The sequence below is a fragment of the Rickettsiella grylli genome (genome assembly GCF_000168295.1).
Lineage (GTDB): Bacteria > Pseudomonadota > Gammaproteobacteria > Diplorickettsiales > Diplorickettsiaceae > Aquirickettsiella > Aquirickettsiella grylli.
Map to the genome: position 1 here is coordinate 1,147,411 of NZ_AAQJ02000001.1, position 18,501 is coordinate 1,165,911.

The following is an 18,501-nucleotide window of genomic DNA, read 5'->3' on the forward strand; positions in this document are numbered from 1 at the left end:
TTTAAAAAAAAAGTTAAATTTAATTAAAATTATTAAACAATTTTTAATTACAAAAAATAATTTTAAATTAAATGAATAAATAAGTTTTTATCTAGTGGAGTATAGACGCGTTAGAAACATTAACCATACTGACTAATTCTCGGATGACCACTGAAAACATCATCAGTTTCAGTTCACCTGTGCTCCGTAAATCCGCTAAAAATTGTTCCCAGCGTTTAATCAAATCGTGATTATCCGCTTCCCATTGTTCTAAACAGATTTCATTATTCCCTTGTTTATCAATAACACACTGTAAAATAATCACGGTTAGACGACGTTGTTGCTTATCAAGATCCTCTAATAAAATAACTCGGGCCAAATTATCCCATAATGTTTCTATCGTTATTTTCATAATTTGAGATCGTAACCACGTAAAACTAAATCGCTCACCCACCATAAAATAGAGCGTAGCCACGTCTTGCAACGCCAAATTATTTTTTTGTGCAGCATCGATGACATCTAATAAAGCATATTCGTGATCAACATTCGCAATACGTTTGGCTATACTTTCAGAGATGCCTGCTTCAACAAGTCCTTGAATATGTCTTTCCCACTGTTCTTTTTCTTCGCCACAGAGTAAATGAGGTAAATTTTTACTTAAAGCAATAACCGACGGCCTAAACCTGTCAACCATTCCTAAAATATCAATTAACTGCTCTTTGTAATTATAAATAAACCATCGCGTTGCACGTCGTATCAACCGATTAAATTGACGCATAATGGCATACCGTGTAACGGGCGTAACCTCATCATTTAAATTTTCTGCCAACCCAAGCAATTCAGAAAAACTAAACACATGATGAGCAACCGCATAAGCACGCGCAATAGAAGCAATATCAGCGCCAATTTCGGTTTTTAAACGAAAAACAAAGGTAATGCCCATATCATTGACCATCGCATTACTTATTTTCGTTGCAATAATTTCACGTCGCAAGCTATGGTGTTGCATAAATTGAGAAAAACGGCCCCGTAGTGGTTTTGGAAATGCAGATTCTAAAACGCGTTTTAAATAATCTTCCTCTAAGGAATGTTCTTCGAGTAATTCTGTTTTTACCCACATTTTGGTATAAGCAAGTAATACAGCAATTTCAGGGCTGGTAAGCCCTTTACCCATTGCCTTTCTCTCTAATAAGGCTTTTTCATCCGGAAGAAACTCTAAAGCACGATTGAGTTTACCATGCTGCTCAAGTTCTTGAATGTAACGACGATGAAATTCCAATTCTTGCTGAGCATGCATGGCCGCTAAACTAATCGTACGCGTTTGACAATAATTGTCATAAAGAACCAGTTTAGCAATCTCATCGGTCATTTCCGCTAATAACGTATTTCGTTCTTCGAAACTCATTTCACCGGCAGTAACAACGGCATTTAATAAAATTTTACAATTGACTTCATGATCAGAACAATCAACACCTGCAGAATTATCAATAAAGTCGGTATAAATTAATCCGCCATTTAAAGCATATTCGACTCGACCCAACTGCGTTAGACCAAGATTACCCCCCTCAGCGACAATACGACAACGCAATTCTTTCGCGTCAATCCGTAAATTATCATTGGTTCTATCGCCTACGTCGGCATTTCGTTCATTGGACGCTTTCACATACGTGCCAATCCCTCCGTTCCACAGTAAATCGACATTTGCTTTTAATAGTGCTCGAATTAATCCATCGGGCGCTATAGAATCTTGATGAATATCTAATAATTTTTTAATTTCACTCGATAAGACAATCGATTTTTGTGAGCGTAGGAAAATTCCCCCTCCTTTAGAAAGCAAATGAGCATTGTAATCTTTCCATGTAGAACGAGGTAAATGAAATAAACGCTTTCGTTCTTCGAAACTTTTTTCTGGACAGGGATTGGGATCAATAAAGATGTGCAGGTGATTAAATGCGGCAACAAGCTTAATATGACGCGATAGTAACATTCCATTACCAAAAACATCGCCTGACATATCACCAATACCCACCACCGTAAAATCATCTTTATCCGGATTTAATCCAAGGGCTCTACAATGTCTTCTAACCGATTCCCATGCCCCCCGAGCCGTAATTCCCATTTTTTTATGATCGTAACCCACGCTTCCACCCGAAGCAAAGGCGTCACCCAACCAAAAATTGTATTCCGCTGCGATAGCATTGGCGATATCTGAGAAACTTGCTGTACCTTTGTCTGCCGCAACCACTAAATAAGGATCGTCCTCGTCGTAACGTACTACGTTTTCAGGATGTATAATGCTATTATTTTTCAAATTATCCGTTAAATCTAACAAGCCTCGCATAAACGTTTGATAACACGAAATCACTTCCTTCATCACTGCTTCGCGATCAGCATTTTCATAGAGCTGCTTACAAACAAAACCACCTTTAGCACCGGCAGGCACTATCACCGCATTCTTGACCTGCTGTGCCTTCATCAAACCTAATATTTCTGTCCGAAAATCTTCTCTTCTGTCAGACCAACGAATACCACCACGGGCTACCTTCGCAGCTCTTAGATGAACGGCTTCAACACGCGGCGAATAAACGAAAATCTCATACATCGGTCTAGGCAACGGTAGATCCATAATTTGACTGGGGTTTAATTTAATGGCTAACCACGGTTTTGGATTGTTTTCAGAATCAGTTTGATAATAATTCGTTCGCAAAGTCGCTCGAATGACTTCAAATAAATTGCGCAAAATACGATCTTCATCCAAACGAACGACTGCATCGAGTGCAGATTGTAAGCTTTTTTCCAGGCTTGCTATCATGCTACCCGATTCATTTTGACGTTTCGGATCAAAATAATATTTAAAGAGCTTCACTAAAATTTTAGCAATCCCTGCATTTCGCGAGACAACCTTTTCAACATACGCCTGGCTAAACGGTACTCCGATCTGACGAAGATACTTGGTATAGGCCCTTAATACAGAAACTTCGCGCCAGGTTAACTGACCGGCCAATATTAAGCGGTTAAAACCATCGTTTTCGACTTCTTCAGACCATATCTTGCTAAAAGCGTCTTGAAAAATTTCTTTTACTTGTGAAACATCAACATCATCAATGTTGACGGGTTTAACGCCAAAATCATTAATCCAAACCCGATGGCCATCGGGCAATGTAATCTCTTGTGGCCATTCATCAATAACACACAATCCCATATTTTCTAATACGGGCAGTGCATCAGAGAGAATAATAGGTTTACCGACCTGAAATAATTTAAATCTTAATGGAACCCCCTTCTCATTTTCAGAAGGATAAAAATTCATCTCTAAGGGATGCTCGAGAGAAATTTTTTCGATTTGCGCGATATCATGCACGGCCGTAATCACAGAAAATGTATCTCTATAACCGCTTGGAAAAGCATATCTATATTTTTGAAAGAGACGCACACCTTCCTGCTCACCATAATAATCAATCAACGCTTGACGCAATTCTTCTTTCCATGATCGCGTGACTTCAACAAGTTGTTTTTCAATTTTTTTCACATCGTACGTCAATTCTTTTTTAGGATCCGTTCGAATTAAAAAATGGATACGGGCAAGGTTAGAATCTCCAAATAATGTTGAAAATCCAATTTCTATGCCTGAAAATTCGCGTACCAAAATTTTTTCCATCTGGCGTTGTAAATCTGTGTTTAATTGTTCTTTTGGAAGATAAACTAAACATGAAATAAAACGTCGATAATTGTCCTGTCTCACGAATAAACGAACCGTTCTTTGATCTTGAATATACAAAATACCTAATGCAAGTTGTGTTAATTCTTTGACGGAAGCTTGAAATAAATCATCGCGTGGTAAACTCGAAAGAATATCCAGCAACGCTTTTCCTGCATGGCCTTTTAAAGGAAGTTTTGAATTTTGTAAAATTAATTGTATCTTACGTCGTATCAGTGGGATGCTACGGGGATCGCTATGATAAACGGTTGATGTGTAAAGACCAATAAAACGTCTTTCCCCAATGAGTTCACCTTGCTCGTTAAAACATTTTACGCCAATATAATCCGCATAAACTGATCGATGGACCCTGGATTTACTATTTGTTTTAGAAATAACAAGCACTTGCGGAGAAAAAGCAAGACGACGTGCTTCGGGTGGTAACTCTGTTAAAAGTTTTTCTTCTTTACTTCGGGTTTCATCTCTTAATACACCTAATCCTGATTTTTTGACCATACGCAACGTTTTATGATCTTTACTCAAAAAGTAATCGCGACAACCTAAAAAAGTAAAATGATCATTTAACAACCAAACCAGAAAATCTCTTGATTCTTTGACATCTTCGAGGTCATAAGGCGGCGAATTATGTTCTAATTCCTTTAAACAATTCTGCATTCGCGCTCGCATTTCAGGCCAATCATTGACCACTAAACAAACCTGTTCTAATACTTTTCCCAATTTTTTAGCAAGCTTATTGAGGGCTTCAGTATTTGTTTCTTTATCAATTTCCAAGTAAATTAAAGCTTCGGTTTGCTTATCCGCTATTGCATCGCAGGGTAAAACTTCGACTACTTTTCCCTGTTGATCACGGCGTAATTTGATATTACCAAAGTGAATATTGAAATAAATATTAAAGCCTTGCCGATTGATCTCCATACGTGTGGAATCAACTAAAAAAGGTTTATCCTCAGCGACAATTTGTACAATACTATATTTGCTTTCCCAGCCTTCTTTCTCAAGACTCGGATTATAGACATGAATTTTGGCCTGGCCCGGCAACCGTTGGTAAATAAGATTCCAATGAGAAACCAGTGCCGCCGCAAGATTTTCTTCAGAGCGATTTTCTAATGTTTCTAAATCCGTATGGGCGTAATACTGCTTCGCAAACACTGTAAATAATTCAGATTGTTCCTGAGGTATTTTTTGTAACGCAAACTTTAAAATTTTATCGATAATCGATTTATAAACACGGTTAGCTAGGTTGTTCATAGTGAACTTAATCATTGAGTTAATAAATTCCTCATACCCGTTGGCAAGCCATCTTAAAACTTCACTATTCCTTGTTTATAACCAATAGACACATTATGAGGGGTCAAGTAAACTATCCCATTGTAATACGCTCCCTTTAAAAAACCAATGAAAAACATCCAATATTTATGCTAGCTTCTAACAGCGACTCTGCAGAAATAAACAAGTTTACAGCGCTGGCCGATCAATGGTGGGACGTTGACGGGCCCTGTAAGCCACTCCATATTATCAATCCATTACGTTTAGAATTTTTGGAAACGTGGCAAACTTTAAAAGGGAAAAAGGTCATTGATGTGGGCTGTGGTGGAGGGATATTCGCTGAAGCGATGGCTCAACGAGGCGCAGAAGTTACCGGCATCGATAAAAGTGGTGCACTCATCGATGTTGCAAAAAAGCATGCGGCGGACAATCAGCTTCCCATTGATTATTTTTCAGCTGAAGCAGAATCCTTCGCGACCCATCAGCGTGAATCTTATGACGTTGTGTGCTGCATGGAACTCTTGGAGCATGTCCCTTGCCCCCTTTCGCTTATCCAGGCCTGTAGCCAGTTAGCCAAGCCCAATGCCCGTATTTTTTTTTCTACGATTAATCGTAATCCTCGCGCTTACTTTCTAGCAATACTCGGCGCAGAACACCTTCTCAAAATTTTACCTCGCGGAACACATGACTATAAAAAATTTATTCGGCCTTCCGAATTAGCGCTTGCAGGCCGAAAAGCTTATTTAACCTTGCAAAAATTGCAAGGCATCCATTATAACCCTATTCTCCAACATTACGCTTTAAGCGATGATATTCGCATCAATTATCTTGCGGCCTTTAGGAAACGAGCTTAAATCATGCCATTTTTAATTTCAGCCGCGTCAAAAATAAAAGGAATCCTTTTTGATCTGGATGGTACTTTATTAGATACAGCCGCTGATTTAGCTGAAGCGTTGAATCAGATTTTACGATCGCAACACAGTGAACCCTTACCCATTGAGACGATTAGACCTTTCATCTCTTCGGGCATTTTCGGTTTATTAAATTTAGGATTAAAAATTCAAGCAACGGATCCTATTTTTCCTGTTTTACGCGCTCAGTTTCTTGATTATTACCGTCAACATAGTTGTGTACACACCCAATTATTTCCGGGAATCGAACCTTTAATTCATTACCTGCACGAAAAAAAATGGCCCTGGGGCATTGTGACTAATAAATCTCAATTTTTGACTCAGCATTTAATAAAAAAGTTTCCTTTATTAAAGAAAGCGCACTGTATCATTGCTGGAGATACACTGAACTATAGCAAACCTCATCCCGAGCCCCTCTTGCATGCGTGTCAATGTATTAACTGCTCGCCAAAAAATTGTATTTATGTCGGTGACGCTAAACGTGATATTGACGCCGCCAATGCGGCAGGAATGTTTAGCCTCATTGCACTGTATGGTTTTATTGACCCTAAAGAGGATAGGACTCAGTGGGCCGCTTCCGGAGAGATTTCCTCGCCATTTGAAATGATTGAATATTTAAGTCAGATTCAACAGGAAAAAATAAATCGGTCGTTTGAATAAACGTAAACACCGTATCCATTAAAAGTTTAATTCATTTTTTTGCTATACTTTAATTTTTAACCTATTGAAGATAACGATGACTACTCATTTATCCGAACCGACGCTCCGTGTAAAAACAAGACCCAATGACGCTAATAAAGCCGGGGATATTTTTGGCGGATGGTTAATGTCTCAAATTGATATTGCAGGCGCTATTGCCGCCGCAAAACGTGCAAAGGGACCTGTCGTTACGGTTGCTGTCAAGGAGTTAAAATTCTTGAAGCCTTTATTTATATACGATATTGCCAGTTTTTATACTCGAATAATTGGCGTAGGAAAAACCTCGCTCTTTATCGACGTAGACGTTTATGCAGAACGCTATAATGGCGGTGTAAACGAAACCTCCAACATTAAAGTTTCGGAAGCACGCTTAATCTATGTGGCGGTATCAAAACCTGGAGAAAAACGTTTGGTTCCCAATGAATAAAGCGAGACCTAGGCCACTTCTTCATTGGGCAACGTTATATTTAATTCTAATACAGAAAAATCCCCTGTTTTTTCAAGTTCGACTTGAACATTATTGTGATCAATATCAATTGAAGTGTCTTCTCGAATGATATTAATAATTGCCTCACTGATTTTTTGCTGCAATTTTTGAAAATCAATATTACTTTTCCCACAATTGTGGGAAAGAATAAATTGTAGACGCTTTTTTGCTTGTGTAGCGCTATTTTCTTGTCGACTTCTAAAAATATAATTTAATAAACTCATGTCGCTATCTCCTCACGACCAAAGAGACGACGGAGTAAACTTTTCTTTTCTACTTTTGTAAATTTAAACGGGATTTCCTCCCCTAATAAACGAGAAACGGCATCTGCATAAGCCTGATGTGCATCACTTTCTCCATTCAATGTCACAGGTACTCCCGCATTAGAGGCACGCAAGACGGCTTGTGATTCTGGGACAACACTCAATAAAGGGATAGATAAAACATCCAATACATCATCCACACTCAGCATATCCCCCTTTTCTACACGGGTTAACGAATAGCGCGTTAATAATAAGTATTGTTTAACAGATTCCAAACCCAGTTCAGCGCGTCGAGATTTACTATCTAAAATACCGAGCATTCTATCGGAATCTCTGACCGAAGAGATTTCTGGATTACTCACCACGATAGCTGTATCTGCAAAATACATCGCTAATGTTGCACCGCGTTCTATTCCAGCCGGAGAATCGCAAAGAATATAATCAAATTCTTTTTTAAGTTCTTCTAAAACTTTTTCCACACCCTCTTGGGTTAAAGCATCTTTATCCCGTGTTTGTGAAGCCGGAAGAATAGAAAGATTTTCGAGTCTTTTATCTTTAATTAACGCTTGCTTAATATTCGCCTCGCCGCGAATCACATTGACAAAGTCAAAAACAACACGCCGTTCACACCCCATAATTAAATCAAGATTGCGTAAACCAATGTCAAAATCAATAACCACTGTTTTAAATCCGCGGGAAGCAAGACCTGCTGCCATTGCAGCACTACTTGTCGTTTTACCAACCCCGCCTTTTCCAGATGTAATAACAATAACTTCAGCCAAGAGTTGCTCCTATATTAATTGAAAGAACATTGTTGTGATTCATGCAGTAAGATTATTTTTTAGATTCGGTGAGTGCATTGCTTTGTAGGTCGCTACACTATATATTGATTCATGCACTATTAAAACACTATATAGGCTAATATTACTGGATTTCCATAAGAAGTGGAAGTTATTCTTACCTAAAAATAAAAGTTTATTTTTTATTTTTTGTACACTAAAAATACAAGACTATCGATCGACGCGTATTTCGTTTTATTTCATCTCATGTTAAATGCCCCTCAACTACAAGCTGCTTATATTTTACACACGCGACCTTATCGAGATACCAGCTTATTAATCGATGCCTTTACCGCCCAACACGGGAGAATAAGCCTTATAGCAAAAGGCGCACGGGGAATACGCGGGAAAAAATCACGTTTTAAAGGTACATTACAAGCCTTTGTTCCTCTATTACTTTCCTGGCGTGGAAAAACGGATCTCCTGTCTTTAATCAATGCAGAACCCCATATGTTCCCTCTTCCACCACTTACGGGTCCGCTTTTAGCCTGTGGTTTTTATCTCAATGAACTATTAACCTATTTACTTTATCGTTATGATCCTTATCCAGAGTTATTCCACGCTTATCAAACCACATTATATCGTCTATTTGACAATCCCATGTTTGCTTTACGTTTATTTGAAAAAAAATTATTAGCTGAATTAGGTTATGCACTCTCTTTGAATAAAGAAAGCCGAACCCATCAAGCGCTTTTACCACACCAATTTTATCAATTCATTCCGAGTCAGGGTTTGGTTGACTGCTTCAATCAATCAATACCTCAGCAATTCATTTTTTCTGGCGCATCCCTTTTAGCGATGCATCATGAGTCCTGGGATACACCCAGCCATTTATTAGACGCAAAACGTTTATTCCGTCTCGCATTAAATTACCTGCTTGAAGGTAAAACAATTCGCAGCCGCGAATTATTCATCCCCTCCTAATAAAAAGATTGACCTCAACACAAACCAATCGGGTCAATTTTTAAAGGTGTATAGAATAGATTGACGGAATTCATTCACCCTATTACTATTTGTCATTATCAATGAAGAAACACAACGCGGCTCGAAAGATGCGCTCACTCAGATAATCCATGAGATTCATTATGAAGAAGTCCTGTATCCATTATCTATACGTTATATGCACATTATCGCTCTTAACAGGGTGCACAACTTCATTATCACCCGATGTGTATACAACCCGTAGTGCGGGGCACATTCATCGTATTGAAAAAGGTGTAATAACAAACCGTCGAATTGTAAACGTAACGGGAAATAATGATGATCTCGGTATCGGCGCCATAACCGGTGGAGCACTCGGTGCGATTGCAGGATCCCAAATAGGCGGTGGCAACGGGAGTTTAGCGGCAGGTATTGGTGGCGCCTTGTTAGGGGGGCTTGGAGGGAACCAAGTCCAGCAGCGTCTTTCAACGCAAACCGCCATGGAATACATCATTAAACTTAAAAATAATTCACTCATTTCCATCGTACAAGCACCGGACTCTTCGTTCCATTGTGGTCAACACGTGTTAGTACAATATAATGCGGGAGGACGTCCACGCCTCATCGCTGACCCCGATTACGCTGCACGCTAATAAAATTAGACGTTTATTAAAAAAGGTTCTATCGTTCTCTTTTCTGAGGAAATAATGTCGACGAATAGGTTCAGTAAGCGTAATCTGTTTTCTACTTTCTTACTCGGATTTTCTTCTGGCCTCCCGCTCGCATTAACCTCAAGCACACTTCAAGCGTGGTTCACTGTAACCGGTGCTAGTTTACTGGCTATTGGCAGTTTAGCGCTCATTGGTCAGCCTTATATTTATAAATTTCTCTGGGCGCCTTTGCTTGACCGCTGGATCCCCCCTTTGTTAGGACGACGTCGGGGTTGGATTATTCTCCTCCAGTTTGCTTTGATTATAGCGATTTCCATGATGGCGATAGCCCATCCTCAAACGCATACGACAATGCTCATAACGGTTGCTTTTCTTGTTGCTTTTCTTTCGGCTTCACAGGATATGGCAATCGACGCCTATCGAACCGACGTCCTCAAACCCAGCGAACGCGGGTTAGGAACGATGCTCTACAGTTGGGGTTATCGAACCGCATTGTTAATATCCGGTGCGGTCGCCTTAGCGTTAGCCGAACATATTGGCTGGCGTAATACCTATTTATTGATGGCGGGATTAATCACTATTGGCCTTTGGGGGGTTTGGTTGGGTGAAGAACCTCAATTTTTAGAGCACCCCCCCGGTACTCTACGGGCTGCTATCATCGAGCCTTTCCGAGATTTTTTAAGTCGAAAATCCGCGGGATTAATTTTATTATTTATCTTACTCTATAAATTTGGTGATGCGCTCAGTGTTTCATTAACAACACCGTTTCTCATTCGGGGGTTAGGCTTTTCTTTAAGCACGGTGGCTTTTGTTAACAAAGGTATCGGATTTATGGCGACCTTGCTAGGACTCCTTGTCGGAGGGATTTTAATGACGCGTATTAGCTTATTTCGTGCGCTATTATATTTTGGCATTTTACAAACGTTAGCTATTTTGACGTTTCTTCAACTTGCACTCGTCGGGCATAATTATCATTGGCTCGTTTTTACCGTTTCCGTTGATAGCTTTTGTAACGCCATGGGAAGTGTCGCCCTCATTGCTTTATTTATGAGTTTATGCAATCCGCGTTATACTGCGACTCAGTTCGCTTTATTCACCACATTCTCCAGTATGGGACGTGTTTTCGTAGGTCCACTCGCTGGTCTTCTGGTGACTTATTACAGTTGGCCCGTTTTTTTTGTATTATCACTTGCCGCTTCTCTACCGGGCTTAGTGCTATTAGGGTACCTCCGTCACCATTTTAACCACCCTACGTCTGTATCTGCCGTCGAAAAAACAGCGTGAACGTATCGTTCAGTCCTATCGGCTTCCTGTGGATTGTTTTGGGATTTTTTCATTGCTCAGTCATCATTGAAATCAAAAAATAAAGAAAAAATCGAGTCTATTTTATTCGTGATGACTTGAATTTTCTCGGCATACTCCCCATATAAGGGGTGTTGGTGTAATAAAGTTCATTTCTTGTATCCTTTATCAAACACCATTATAGTTAGCTCCTATTTACGGGGGTTAATTGGTTAATATCCTCATTTTGACAGTAATTCTTAAGGAGAAATCTGCATGAGTGTAGCATTAGAAAAGCCTTTAGTTGAAAGTTTGGTGCCTATGAATGATCGCATTCTTGTCAAACGTGATGACGAAGAAGAGAAATCCGTAGGTGGTATTGTTATTCCCGATACTGCAAAAGAAAAACCAGTGCGGGGTCTCGTGGTCGCTGTAGGAAACGGTAAGCGTTTGAAATCAGGTCAAATCCAAGCGTTAACCATTAAAGTAGGCGATAAAATTTATTTTGGAAAATATAGCGGAACGGAAATCAAGCTTGATGGCAAAGAATATCTTATCATGCGTGAAGATGATGTCTTAGCATTAATCAACGATTAATTACAATTTTAACCTTTTTTTATTCAGAGGAATTATAAAATGGCTGCAAAAGTTTTACAATTTGGTGTAGATGCACGCACTTCTATCCTAAGAGGTGTTGATATACTCGCTGAAGCTGTCAAAGTAACATTAGGCCCCAAAGGTCGAAACGTCATCTTAGACAAAAGTTTTGGCTCTCCTACCATTACTAAAGATGGTGTATCCGTTGCAAAAGAAATTGAACTCAAAGATAAATTTGAGAATATGGGCGCGCAAATGGTTAAAGAAGTTGCTTCTCAAACTTCAGACGAAGCAGGTGATGGAACAACCACAGCGACTGTATTAGCGCAATCTATTTTACGTGAAGGAATGAAAGCCGTTGCTGCGGGCATGAATCCTATGGATCTCAAACGAGGAATTGATAACGCGGTCACTGCTGCAATAGAATCATTACAAGCGATTTCAGAACCTTGTGATGACAACCATTCGATTACACAAGTCGGTACTGTTTCGGCAAATGCTGATAAAGCAATTGGTGAAATCATTGCCAAAGCAATGGAAAAAGTAGGTAAAAAAGGCGTTATTACCGTAGAAGATGGTTCTGGTCTGCAAAATGAGCTTGATACGGTAGAAGGGATGCAATTTGATCGAGGCTATCTCTCCCCTTACTTTATCAACAACCAACAAAGCATGGCGTGCGAATTAGATAATCCCTATATTCTCTTAGTCGATAAGAAGATCTCTAATATTCGTGAGTTATTACCTGTGCTTGAAAGTGTTGCGAAAGAAGGTCGTTCTTTATTTATTATTGCAGAAGATGTAGAAGGTGAAGCGCTCGCAACCTTAGTTGTTAATACCATTCGCGGTATTGTCAAGGTGTGCGCCGTGAAAGCACCTGGTTTTGGTGACCGACGTAAAGAAATGCTAAAAGACATTGGTATTTTAACAAAAGCGAATGTGATAGCTGAAGAAGTTGGTTTAAATCTTGAAAAAACGACGCTAGAAGATTTAGGTTCGGCTAAACGGGTTGTCATTACGAAAGATAATGCGACGATCATTGATGGCCAAGGTGAAAAAAGCGTCATCCAATCTCGCATCGATGAGATTGACGCTCAAATTAAAGCCAGCACTTCTGATTACGACAAAGAAAAATTACAAGAGCGTTCCGCTAAACTATCCGGTGGTGTTGCAGTGATTAAGGTCGGTGCAGCCACTGAAATGGAAATGAAAGAAAAGAAAGCACGCGTAGAAGACGCTTTACATGCAACACGTGCTGCAGTCGAAGCAGGTACCGTCCCTGGTGGTGGGGTTGCTTTAATTCGCGCTTTAAACGCTTTAAAAAATCTCAAAGGAGTTAATCCTGATCAAGCACATGGTATTCGTATTGTTGCTGAAGCAATGCGTTCACCTTTACGTCAAATCGTGGCGAACGCCGGTGGACTCCCGGACGTGGTGATTGACAAAGTGCTGCACAGTGAAGAAAGAAACTACGGTTATAATGCAGCAACCGGTGAATATGGTGATATGATAAAAATGGGTATTTTAGACCCGACCAAAGTAACCCAAACTGCACTACAAAATGCTGCTTCTATTGCAGGTCTTATGATTACCACGGAATGTATGGTTGCTGAACCTCCTAAAAAAGACGAAGCTGCTGCTCCTGCTGATATGGGCGGCATGGGCGGCATGGGTGGTATGGGCGGCATGGGTGGCATGATGTAACCACTGCTGACAACAAGCAATCGATCTCATATCATTAAAAACCCCGCTAATTGCGGGGTTTTTCTTTTTCAACAAATTAACTACACTTGTAAAACAGCAGAATACTCCTTTCTTCATTAAGGAATTATTTTTATGTTCAGTCGTGTTCTATTATTTTTAGGTACTAATATTTTAGTCATTGCCACGATTTCCATTGTGACTCATGTGTTAGGTCTACACAGTTATCTCACCACGCATGGTATTAATTATCTATCATTAGCTATTTTTTGTACATTGTGGGGAACAGCCGGTGCTTTTATTTCACTTTTTACCTCCAAGTGGGTCGCCAAAAAAAGTATGAATTTAAAAATGATTGATCCTGGCACGGCACTGGGTGAAGAAAAAAACATCCTTGACCTGATTCATACCTTAGCGCGCAAAGCGGGCTTAAAGGTTTTGCCTGAAGTGGGAATTTATGAATCACCTGAACTCAATGCTTTTGCAACAGGTCCTACTAAAAAAAACGCTTTAGTGGCGGTTTCGAGTGGTCTACTACAAAAAATGAATCCAAACGAAGTTGAAGGTGTATTAGGGCATGAAATTACTCATATCACCAATGGTGATATGGTAACGATGACGCTTATCTTAGGTGTCATTAACGCTTTCGCACTTTTTTTATCACGTATTGTCGCTTATGTGATCTCTGTAGGTGCAGCCGGACGTAACAATAACAACGAAGGAACCGCCAGCGGACCTGGTCCTCTTTTTTTTATGCTGTCGATGGTCTTTGATATCTTGTTTACCTTCTTAGGTAGCATTTTAGTCGCGGCTTTTTCGAGACATCGTGAATATCGAGCAGATAAAGGCGGCGCTCAATTAGCGGGTCGTAATAAAATGATTGAAGCATTACGCGCCCTACAAAAAGCAATGGAAACGAAACAACCTGAAGACACTCGAGCCCCTTCTCTATCGACGTTAAAAATATCGCATAAAAGTCGTGGATTTCGAGCTTTATTTTCAAGTCATCCGCCCTTAGAACTACGCATTGAACGTTTACAAAAAGAAAACGAATCAATCGATCAAAGGTGATTTGAATCACGGTAAAACGGGTGCAGCACATTCCGGTTCGTCCTGGTTTTTCTAAGCACGAATAGCGCTCGCGTTAAGGCTGGAAAAATCCGCTTCTTGAACACGCCGCTTCACCAGCGGCTTCTGGATCGGCATCATCGGCTACACGCTGCATCTTCTTCATGAACGCTTTTAATTGAGCTTTTATCTCCGCATTTTCAGCTTCTAGATCTGTATTTTTAGCTTCTAAATTTAAAAATTTTTCACGAGAAACCGCTCTTTCTTTTAACTGGTTTATCTCCTTCTCCTTAATTTCTTTTTTTCTGAGGAGTAATTGAATCTCAAATTTATGAATTAATTCCAATATTTTTTCATGTAAAAACGAGGTATTAAAAAACCGCGTAACGCTTTTGTCGAATCTTCTCTCAAATGTATGCACTGCATCGAACGCATTGTAGGTATCTTCGGAGGTTTTTTCCATAATTTGAAGACTCTTATCTAAAACCAGATAGATTGCAGCACATTCTTTGCCTCGTTTTTCTGAAGGATTTTCGAGCTCGACAATCGACCTCCACGTATGTAATATTTTTTTGGCGATTAAGAATAACACTGTGGGATTATCTTTTTTTACTAAATGAGCACCATAATCATCTAAATGCTCCTTAAAAAATTTTTTAAAAAGGTTCCTTAAATCAGGATAAGTCACTAAATATTCTGAAGCCCGTTCAAGGAGTCGTTGATCACTTCGAATATAGTCAACCACCATTTTTTTTAAATCCCCTTTACTTTGAAGTACTCTCACTAAAAAAGGATCGTCCATTGTGTTGAAATTCAAATAAATTAATATTCGCATTCAATAACGTTTTAAGCGCTTTTGGATTTTGCGTTTCTAACGCTTTTTCCAACAACACATAACCTATCGTTTTACTTCCATCCGCCACCACTTCACTCATCTGAAGCTGAACGAAGGATGCTTCCTGTTCTAAATAGTCGATATGATTTTGATAAACCAGTGGCAACACCTTTATCTTTTCGGCCCAAGCTTCTTTTTGATCCGATGCGATCGCACGATAACCTTCATTATCGACTAAAAAATCAAATTGCTGCTCCAATAACAGACGTTCTTCACTGTGATCGAATCGAAGTACATGAAGAAAGTCTAACACCCTGAACGCTATGCTCAATAATTGATTCTGCGTTAAATAATCTTCCTTAAACCGCTCTACATGATTTGAGTGAACGTTCCCTTAAACGTTCATACACGTCCCATAAATGAGCGCTGCGGGACGGTCGGGTAGCAATATCCACGCGATAATTCCTATCTAATACGTTAGACAAAGCTGAATACGCATGGATGTCAAGAACACTATTACTCAAATTCAAAATTTTATGTTTAGGATGGAGCGTTACGCTGTGGCCTAACGTGATCCAATCCTGTTGACTCCCGTCATTTATCACGAGATGCAATGCTTCCAAGGAAAAATGTTTTGTCAAAAAATGAATTAAATCCTTTCGATGTTTCGTCAGCGAGAATGGATTTAAACTGAGTTCTCTCAACGCATCGTTTTCAACCAACGCGTTTAATAACGCTTTATAAAAATCATCGGTCACTTCGTAGTAAATTTGACGACCGTGATAAAAAAAGACATTTTCCAGTTCAATCGAATCCCAGCCATTCGATTGCGTTAATACCCGAAAATAAGGCTTATTTTAGCGTCGTCAATTGCCTTTCTGGACTTTCCCCCTCATCTCTAATCCGTAAAGGCGCCATAAACCCATTCATCTGCATCATTTGAACGAGCGCAACATCCGTCAATTTATCACTCCAATCCCGTGAGTTATACTCCGTAATGGCGCCATTTAAAACCGGTTGAGGTTGGTACGTTTCATGCGGGAGAACATCCGAAATGAGATTAATATTGTTTACATGAATTCGATAAAAATTAATTTCAGGTTCGTATTTTTTAAGATACTGAATACGCCGATCAAGAACGTGAATATTATCGAGAATAAGGTGGGAATTGGTTAATTCAAAAAAACCATTTTCACTAAAATTGATTAATGCAGAAATAAAAGACATTGATGTAACTCCTTTATTGTAGTTCTTCCTTTCTTTTTATAACCTCGTAAAGTCTAATCGATTATCGTTCGCTTGACTAGATTAAAATAAATTATTTAATCATTTTTTTTAAAAATTTATCTCGATTATCCATTAAAAAAATCGTTAACAAGGGATGCATCGCACTATCATTCACTGTTATGATTCAACACGCAGGATAAGGCCTTGTCTTCTTTATTTTTTATGGGATGATAAAGCGTTCAATTCTCGCCAGGAATAACGTCCAGTTCTCGTTAATTGCCGCTCGCGTGATTGGCACAGATGGTTTGTTTTAATGACGTAAGTACTCTGCAAACGCAATGCATTTGAACCGTCCTTACTTGTTTTTACAATGATGTCATAGACATACGCTGAATAAGGATGAATGCAATAAGGCAGGGTATGTCGTCTCAGTGTTGTATCCATTTGAAAGCCTTCCTCAGTAAAGGACTTCTGTAAAAATAACGCCGGTGTTTGAAGCGTTTCAGCCCAATGTTCTGCCTTTTTTAATCCTGCTTCAGCGGCCTGAAACTGCTGTGAAGTCATCAAAAAATTTCGGCTCATGCGAAGCTCTAAGCACGAATGATGTAATATCGATAGCGTCATCAACGACATGATAAAAAAGAAAAATAACACGGTCACGAGTATAAATCCTTTTTGATTATTTTTATTAATTGTTAATAATAAAATGATAAATTCCTTTTTCTCACTAAACATTAAACGCATCTCTTTTGCAGGTTGTTCCGCACCATGCTCTCCTTGTTGTGATCTATTAAAAAGGGAATGAGGACTTCTCGTTTTATCGCTCACGTAAATTAATCACTTGCGTCCATTCTTTTTGTTGTCGTTTTCCATCGTTTAATCGTAGTTTAATTTCCACACTGCGTGCTGCATCCCACTGTTTTACTTCGTCGGCCTTTTCATAATAAAAGGTTCCATCCTTTTTTTTCATGCCTAATCGTATGGTCATATTGCTGATTCCTTCGATTAACTCGGTCGGTTTGTAAATAGATTCATTTAAATGACGCCGATATAACGCGTAAGTGACCTGTCCTTTTTCATTTTTACGTCCTGTATCGGCAATGTAATAGATAATTTTGTTAAAAAATCCTATTTCACTATTTTCTTGATAACGATACCTCAAATGGACATGATTCCAATGAATCATTTCAGCGTGTTGACAATCACTCATCAATAAAACATCGTGAAGGAGGAATGTAGTTTTACGGGCGAAGGTGATCTGCGTGGACTTCGCTTCCTTTACGGGGACGGTGTTGGGATCAAGAAATTGGACTAAAATGACATCACTGTTTTTTTGATACCGTGCTAATTTTGGTAAACTGACGTTCGCTGTGGTATTTCCTTTATGCCAAACGACTAAGCTCGTCTCTCCCATGAAAAGACGGTGTAACGACCCATTATCGATTAAATTCACACAACCTATCAAACCCGCCATACGAATATCGTGACTCAGTAAATAAAAAGCCATCCGAACTTTTACTAAGTTCGCATTCAAACGTTGAGTCAACTGATAACTGTGACGACTATCACTAAAAAGAGTCATCATTCCCACACTCAGAAATAAGGCTAAACTAATAGCTATCATTAATTCAATGAAGCTATAGCCCTGTTCTCCCCGATTCATAGACTAAACCATAACGCGATCGATGTTGAAGATTTTGAAAAATGAGAGAACCATTGAACGTTGCTTCGGACGATAGATAAATGCTCTGAAATCAAACCTATTCCTTGGGGAAGGCTTTCTTCCACTTCTTTTTTCCATTGAAGACGGACTTGGCGCAGACAAAACGGTTGCAGTTTACAGCGTTTCAATTTTTCAGCCAATTCTACCATTTTTAAACGCGCTACATTGATAGCATAGGCTTCTTCAGTCGCCTGCAAAGCCAATAATTGAGCGTTGGCAAAACCTAATACACTAAAACTTAATAGCATTGCCGCAAGCATCACTTCAATGAGACTAAATCCCTGTTGATATCTACATCGTGTGATTTTTTTCATCTCG

19 protein-coding genes are annotated in these 18,501 nt (G+C 39.3%); 9 read left to right on the forward strand and 10 right to left on the reverse strand.

The features are described from left to right. Positions 1-91: 91 nt before the first annotated feature. Positions 92-4,945 (reverse strand): NAD-glutamate dehydrogenase, encoded by a 4,854-nt coding sequence (locus tag RICGR_RS05320; RefSeq protein WP_006035092.1) that lies wholly within the window; start codon positions 4,943-4,945, stop codon positions 92-94. A 167-nt stretch (positions 4,946-5,112) separates the two neighbouring features. Here RICGR_RS05320 and ubiG point away from each other — a divergent pair, with 167 nt between their 5' ends. From ubiG to RICGR_RS05335, 3 genes are all read left to right on the forward strand, one after another. Next, positions 5,113-5,817, forward strand: coding sequence for a bifunctional 2-polyprenyl-6-hydroxyphenol methylase/3-demethylubiquinol 3-O-methyltransferase UbiG (ubiG, locus tag RICGR_RS05325; RefSeq protein WP_006034893.1), 705 nt, complete (start codon positions 5,113-5,115; stop codon positions 5,815-5,817). A 3-nt stretch (positions 5,818-5,820) separates the two neighbouring features. Further along, a complete protein-coding gene (locus tag RICGR_RS05330) occupies positions 5,821-6,534 on the forward strand; it encodes an HAD family hydrolase (RefSeq protein WP_006035629.1) in 714 nt (237 codons plus the stop codon). Between the two features lie 76 nt (positions 6,535-6,610). Next, positions 6,611-7,000 (forward strand): acyl-CoA thioesterase, encoded by a 390-nt coding sequence (locus RICGR_RS05335; RefSeq protein ID WP_006035896.1) that lies wholly within the window; start codon positions 6,611-6,613, stop codon positions 6,998-7,000. Positions 7,001-7,008: 8 nt separating this feature from the next. Here the strand turns inward: RICGR_RS05335 and minE are convergent, their stop codons facing one another. Both minE and minD read right to left on the reverse strand, forming a co-directional pair. Further along, positions 7,009-7,284, reverse strand: coding sequence for a cell division topological specificity factor MinE (gene minE, locus RICGR_RS05340; protein ID WP_006035267.1), 276 nt, complete (start codon positions 7,282-7,284; stop codon positions 7,009-7,011). Next, complete coding sequence (gene minD, locus RICGR_RS05345; protein WP_006035369.1) at positions 7,281-8,105, reverse strand: septum site-determining protein MinD; 825 nt, start codon at positions 8,103-8,105, stop codon at positions 7,281-7,283. Before minD ends, minE begins: the two co-directional genes overlap by 4 nt. 264 nt (positions 8,106-8,369) lie before the next feature. Here minD and recO point away from each other — a divergent pair, with 264 nt between their 5' ends. From recO to htpX, 6 genes are all read left to right on the forward strand, one after another. Further along, complete coding sequence (gene recO / locus RICGR_RS05350) at positions 8,370-9,086, forward strand: DNA repair protein RecO (protein ID WP_006034792.1); 717 nt, start codon at positions 8,370-8,372, stop codon at positions 9,084-9,086. 161 nt (positions 9,087-9,247) lie between these two features. Continuing rightward, a complete protein-coding gene (locus RICGR_RS05355; RefSeq protein ID WP_006034992.1) occupies positions 9,248-9,736 on the forward strand; it encodes an outer membrane lipoprotein in 489 nt (162 codons plus the stop codon). A 54-nt stretch (positions 9,737-9,790) separates the two neighbouring features. Then, positions 9,791-11,038 (forward strand): AmpG family muropeptide MFS transporter, encoded by a 1,248-nt coding sequence (locus tag RICGR_RS05360; RefSeq protein WP_006035451.1) that lies wholly within the window; start codon positions 9,791-9,793, stop codon positions 11,036-11,038. A 273-nt stretch (positions 11,039-11,311) separates the two neighbouring features. Further along, the gene (gene groES, locus RICGR_RS05365; RefSeq protein WP_006035156.1) at positions 11,312-11,632 is read left to right on the forward strand and encodes a co-chaperone GroES; all 321 of its coding nucleotides are present in this window, start codon (positions 11,312-11,314) and stop codon (positions 11,630-11,632) included. Between the two features lie 39 nt (positions 11,633-11,671). Then, positions 11,672-13,333, forward strand: a complete 1,662-nt coding sequence (gene groL, locus RICGR_RS05370) for a chaperonin GroEL (protein WP_006035555.1) — start codon at positions 11,672-11,674, stop codon at positions 13,331-13,333. Between the two features lie 132 nt (positions 13,334-13,465). Further along, a complete protein-coding gene (gene htpX, locus RICGR_RS05375) occupies positions 13,466-14,401 on the forward strand; it encodes a protease HtpX (protein WP_006035960.1) in 936 nt (311 codons plus the stop codon). A 73-nt stretch (positions 14,402-14,474) separates the two neighbouring features. Here htpX and RICGR_RS05380 read toward each other — a convergent pair whose 3' ends face one another. The 7 genes from RICGR_RS05380 to RICGR_RS05410 all read right to left on the reverse strand — a co-directional run bounded on the left by RICGR_RS05380 (position 14,475) and on the right by RICGR_RS05410 (position 18,497). Then, positions 14,475-15,146: a hypothetical protein gene (locus tag RICGR_RS05380; RefSeq protein ID WP_240992230.1), complete on the reverse strand. Its 672-nt coding sequence runs from the start codon at positions 15,144-15,146 to the stop codon at positions 14,475-14,477. A gap of 16 nt (positions 15,147-15,162) precedes the next feature. Then, positions 15,163-15,546 (reverse strand): hypothetical protein, encoded by a 384-nt coding sequence (locus RICGR_RS05385; protein ID WP_040615197.1) that lies wholly within the window; start codon positions 15,544-15,546, stop codon positions 15,163-15,165. A gap of 46 nt (positions 15,547-15,592) precedes the next feature. Then, complete coding sequence (locus RICGR_RS05390; RefSeq protein WP_006035821.1) at positions 15,593-15,991, reverse strand: hypothetical protein; 399 nt, start codon at positions 15,989-15,991, stop codon at positions 15,593-15,595. Positions 15,992-16,085: 94 nt separating this feature from the next. After that, positions 16,086-16,460 (reverse strand): hypothetical protein, encoded by a 375-nt coding sequence (locus RICGR_RS05395; protein ID WP_006035537.1) that lies wholly within the window; start codon positions 16,458-16,460, stop codon positions 16,086-16,088. A 213-nt stretch (positions 16,461-16,673) separates the two neighbouring features. Further along, positions 16,674-17,288: a pilus assembly PilX family protein gene (locus RICGR_RS05400; protein ID WP_040615199.1), complete on the reverse strand. Its 615-nt coding sequence runs from the start codon at positions 17,286-17,288 to the stop codon at positions 16,674-16,676. Then, entirely contained in the window at positions 17,278-18,123 is an 846-nt protein-coding gene (locus RICGR_RS05405; protein WP_006035430.1) for a PilW family protein, read from the reverse strand. The genes RICGR_RS05400 and RICGR_RS05405 overlap by 11 nt, the downstream gene beginning before the upstream one ends. Next, a complete protein-coding gene (locus RICGR_RS05410) occupies positions 18,120-18,497 on the reverse strand; it encodes a type IV pilus modification PilV family protein (protein ID WP_006034740.1) in 378 nt (125 codons plus the stop codon). Before RICGR_RS05410 ends, RICGR_RS05405 begins: the two co-directional genes overlap by 4 nt. Positions 18,498-18,501 lie beyond the last annotated feature (4 nt).

Bases quoted from the DNA above. Each gene is read 5' to 3' on its own strand.
- RICGR_RS05380 (WP_240992230.1), bottom strand. From the start codon at position 15,146: ATGGTGGTTGACTATATTCGAAGTGATCAACGACTCCTTGAACGGGCT.
- htpX (WP_006035960.1), top strand. From the start codon at position 13,466: ATGTTCAGTCGTGTTCTATTATTTTTAGGTACTAATATTTTAGTCATT.
- groES (WP_006035156.1), top strand. From the start codon at position 11,312: ATGAGTGTAGCATTAGAAAAGCCTTTAGTTGAAAGTTTGGTGCCTATG.
- recO (WP_006034792.1), top strand. From the start codon at position 8,370: ATGTTAAATGCCCCTCAACTACAAGCTGCTTATATTTTACACACGCGA.
- RICGR_RS05410 (WP_006034740.1), bottom strand. From the start codon at position 18,497: ATGAAAAAAATCACACGATGTAGATATCAACAGGGATTTAGTCTCATT.
- RICGR_RS05355 (WP_006034992.1), top strand. From the start codon at position 9,248: ATGAAGAAGTCCTGTATCCATTATCTATACGTTATATGCACATTATCG.
- RICGR_RS05320 (WP_006035092.1), bottom strand. From the start codon at position 4,945: ATGAACAACCTAGCTAACCGTGTTTATAAATCGATTATCGATAAAATT.
- RICGR_RS05335 (WP_006035896.1), top strand. From the start codon at position 6,611: ATGACTACTCATTTATCCGAACCGACGCTCCGTGTAAAAACAAGACCC.
- minE (WP_006035267.1), bottom strand. From the start codon at position 7,284: ATGAGTTTATTAAATTATATTTTTAGAAGTCGACAAGAAAATAGCGCT.
- RICGR_RS05405 (WP_006035430.1), bottom strand. From the start codon at position 18,123: ATGAATCGGGGAGAACAGGGCTATAGCTTCATTGAATTAATGATAGCT.
- RICGR_RS05395 (WP_006035537.1), bottom strand. From the start codon at position 16,460: ATGTCTTTTATTTCTGCATTAATCAATTTTAGTGAAAATGGTTTTTTT.
- RICGR_RS05360 (WP_006035451.1), top strand. From the start codon at position 9,791: ATGTCGACGAATAGGTTCAGTAAGCGTAATCTGTTTTCTACTTTCTTA.
- ubiG (WP_006034893.1), top strand. From the start codon at position 5,113: ATGCTAGCTTCTAACAGCGACTCTGCAGAAATAAACAAGTTTACAGCG.
- RICGR_RS05330 (WP_006035629.1), top strand. From the start codon at position 5,821: ATGCCATTTTTAATTTCAGCCGCGTCAAAAATAAAAGGAATCCTTTTT.
- groL (WP_006035555.1), top strand. From the start codon at position 11,672: ATGGCTGCAAAAGTTTTACAATTTGGTGTAGATGCACGCACTTCTATC.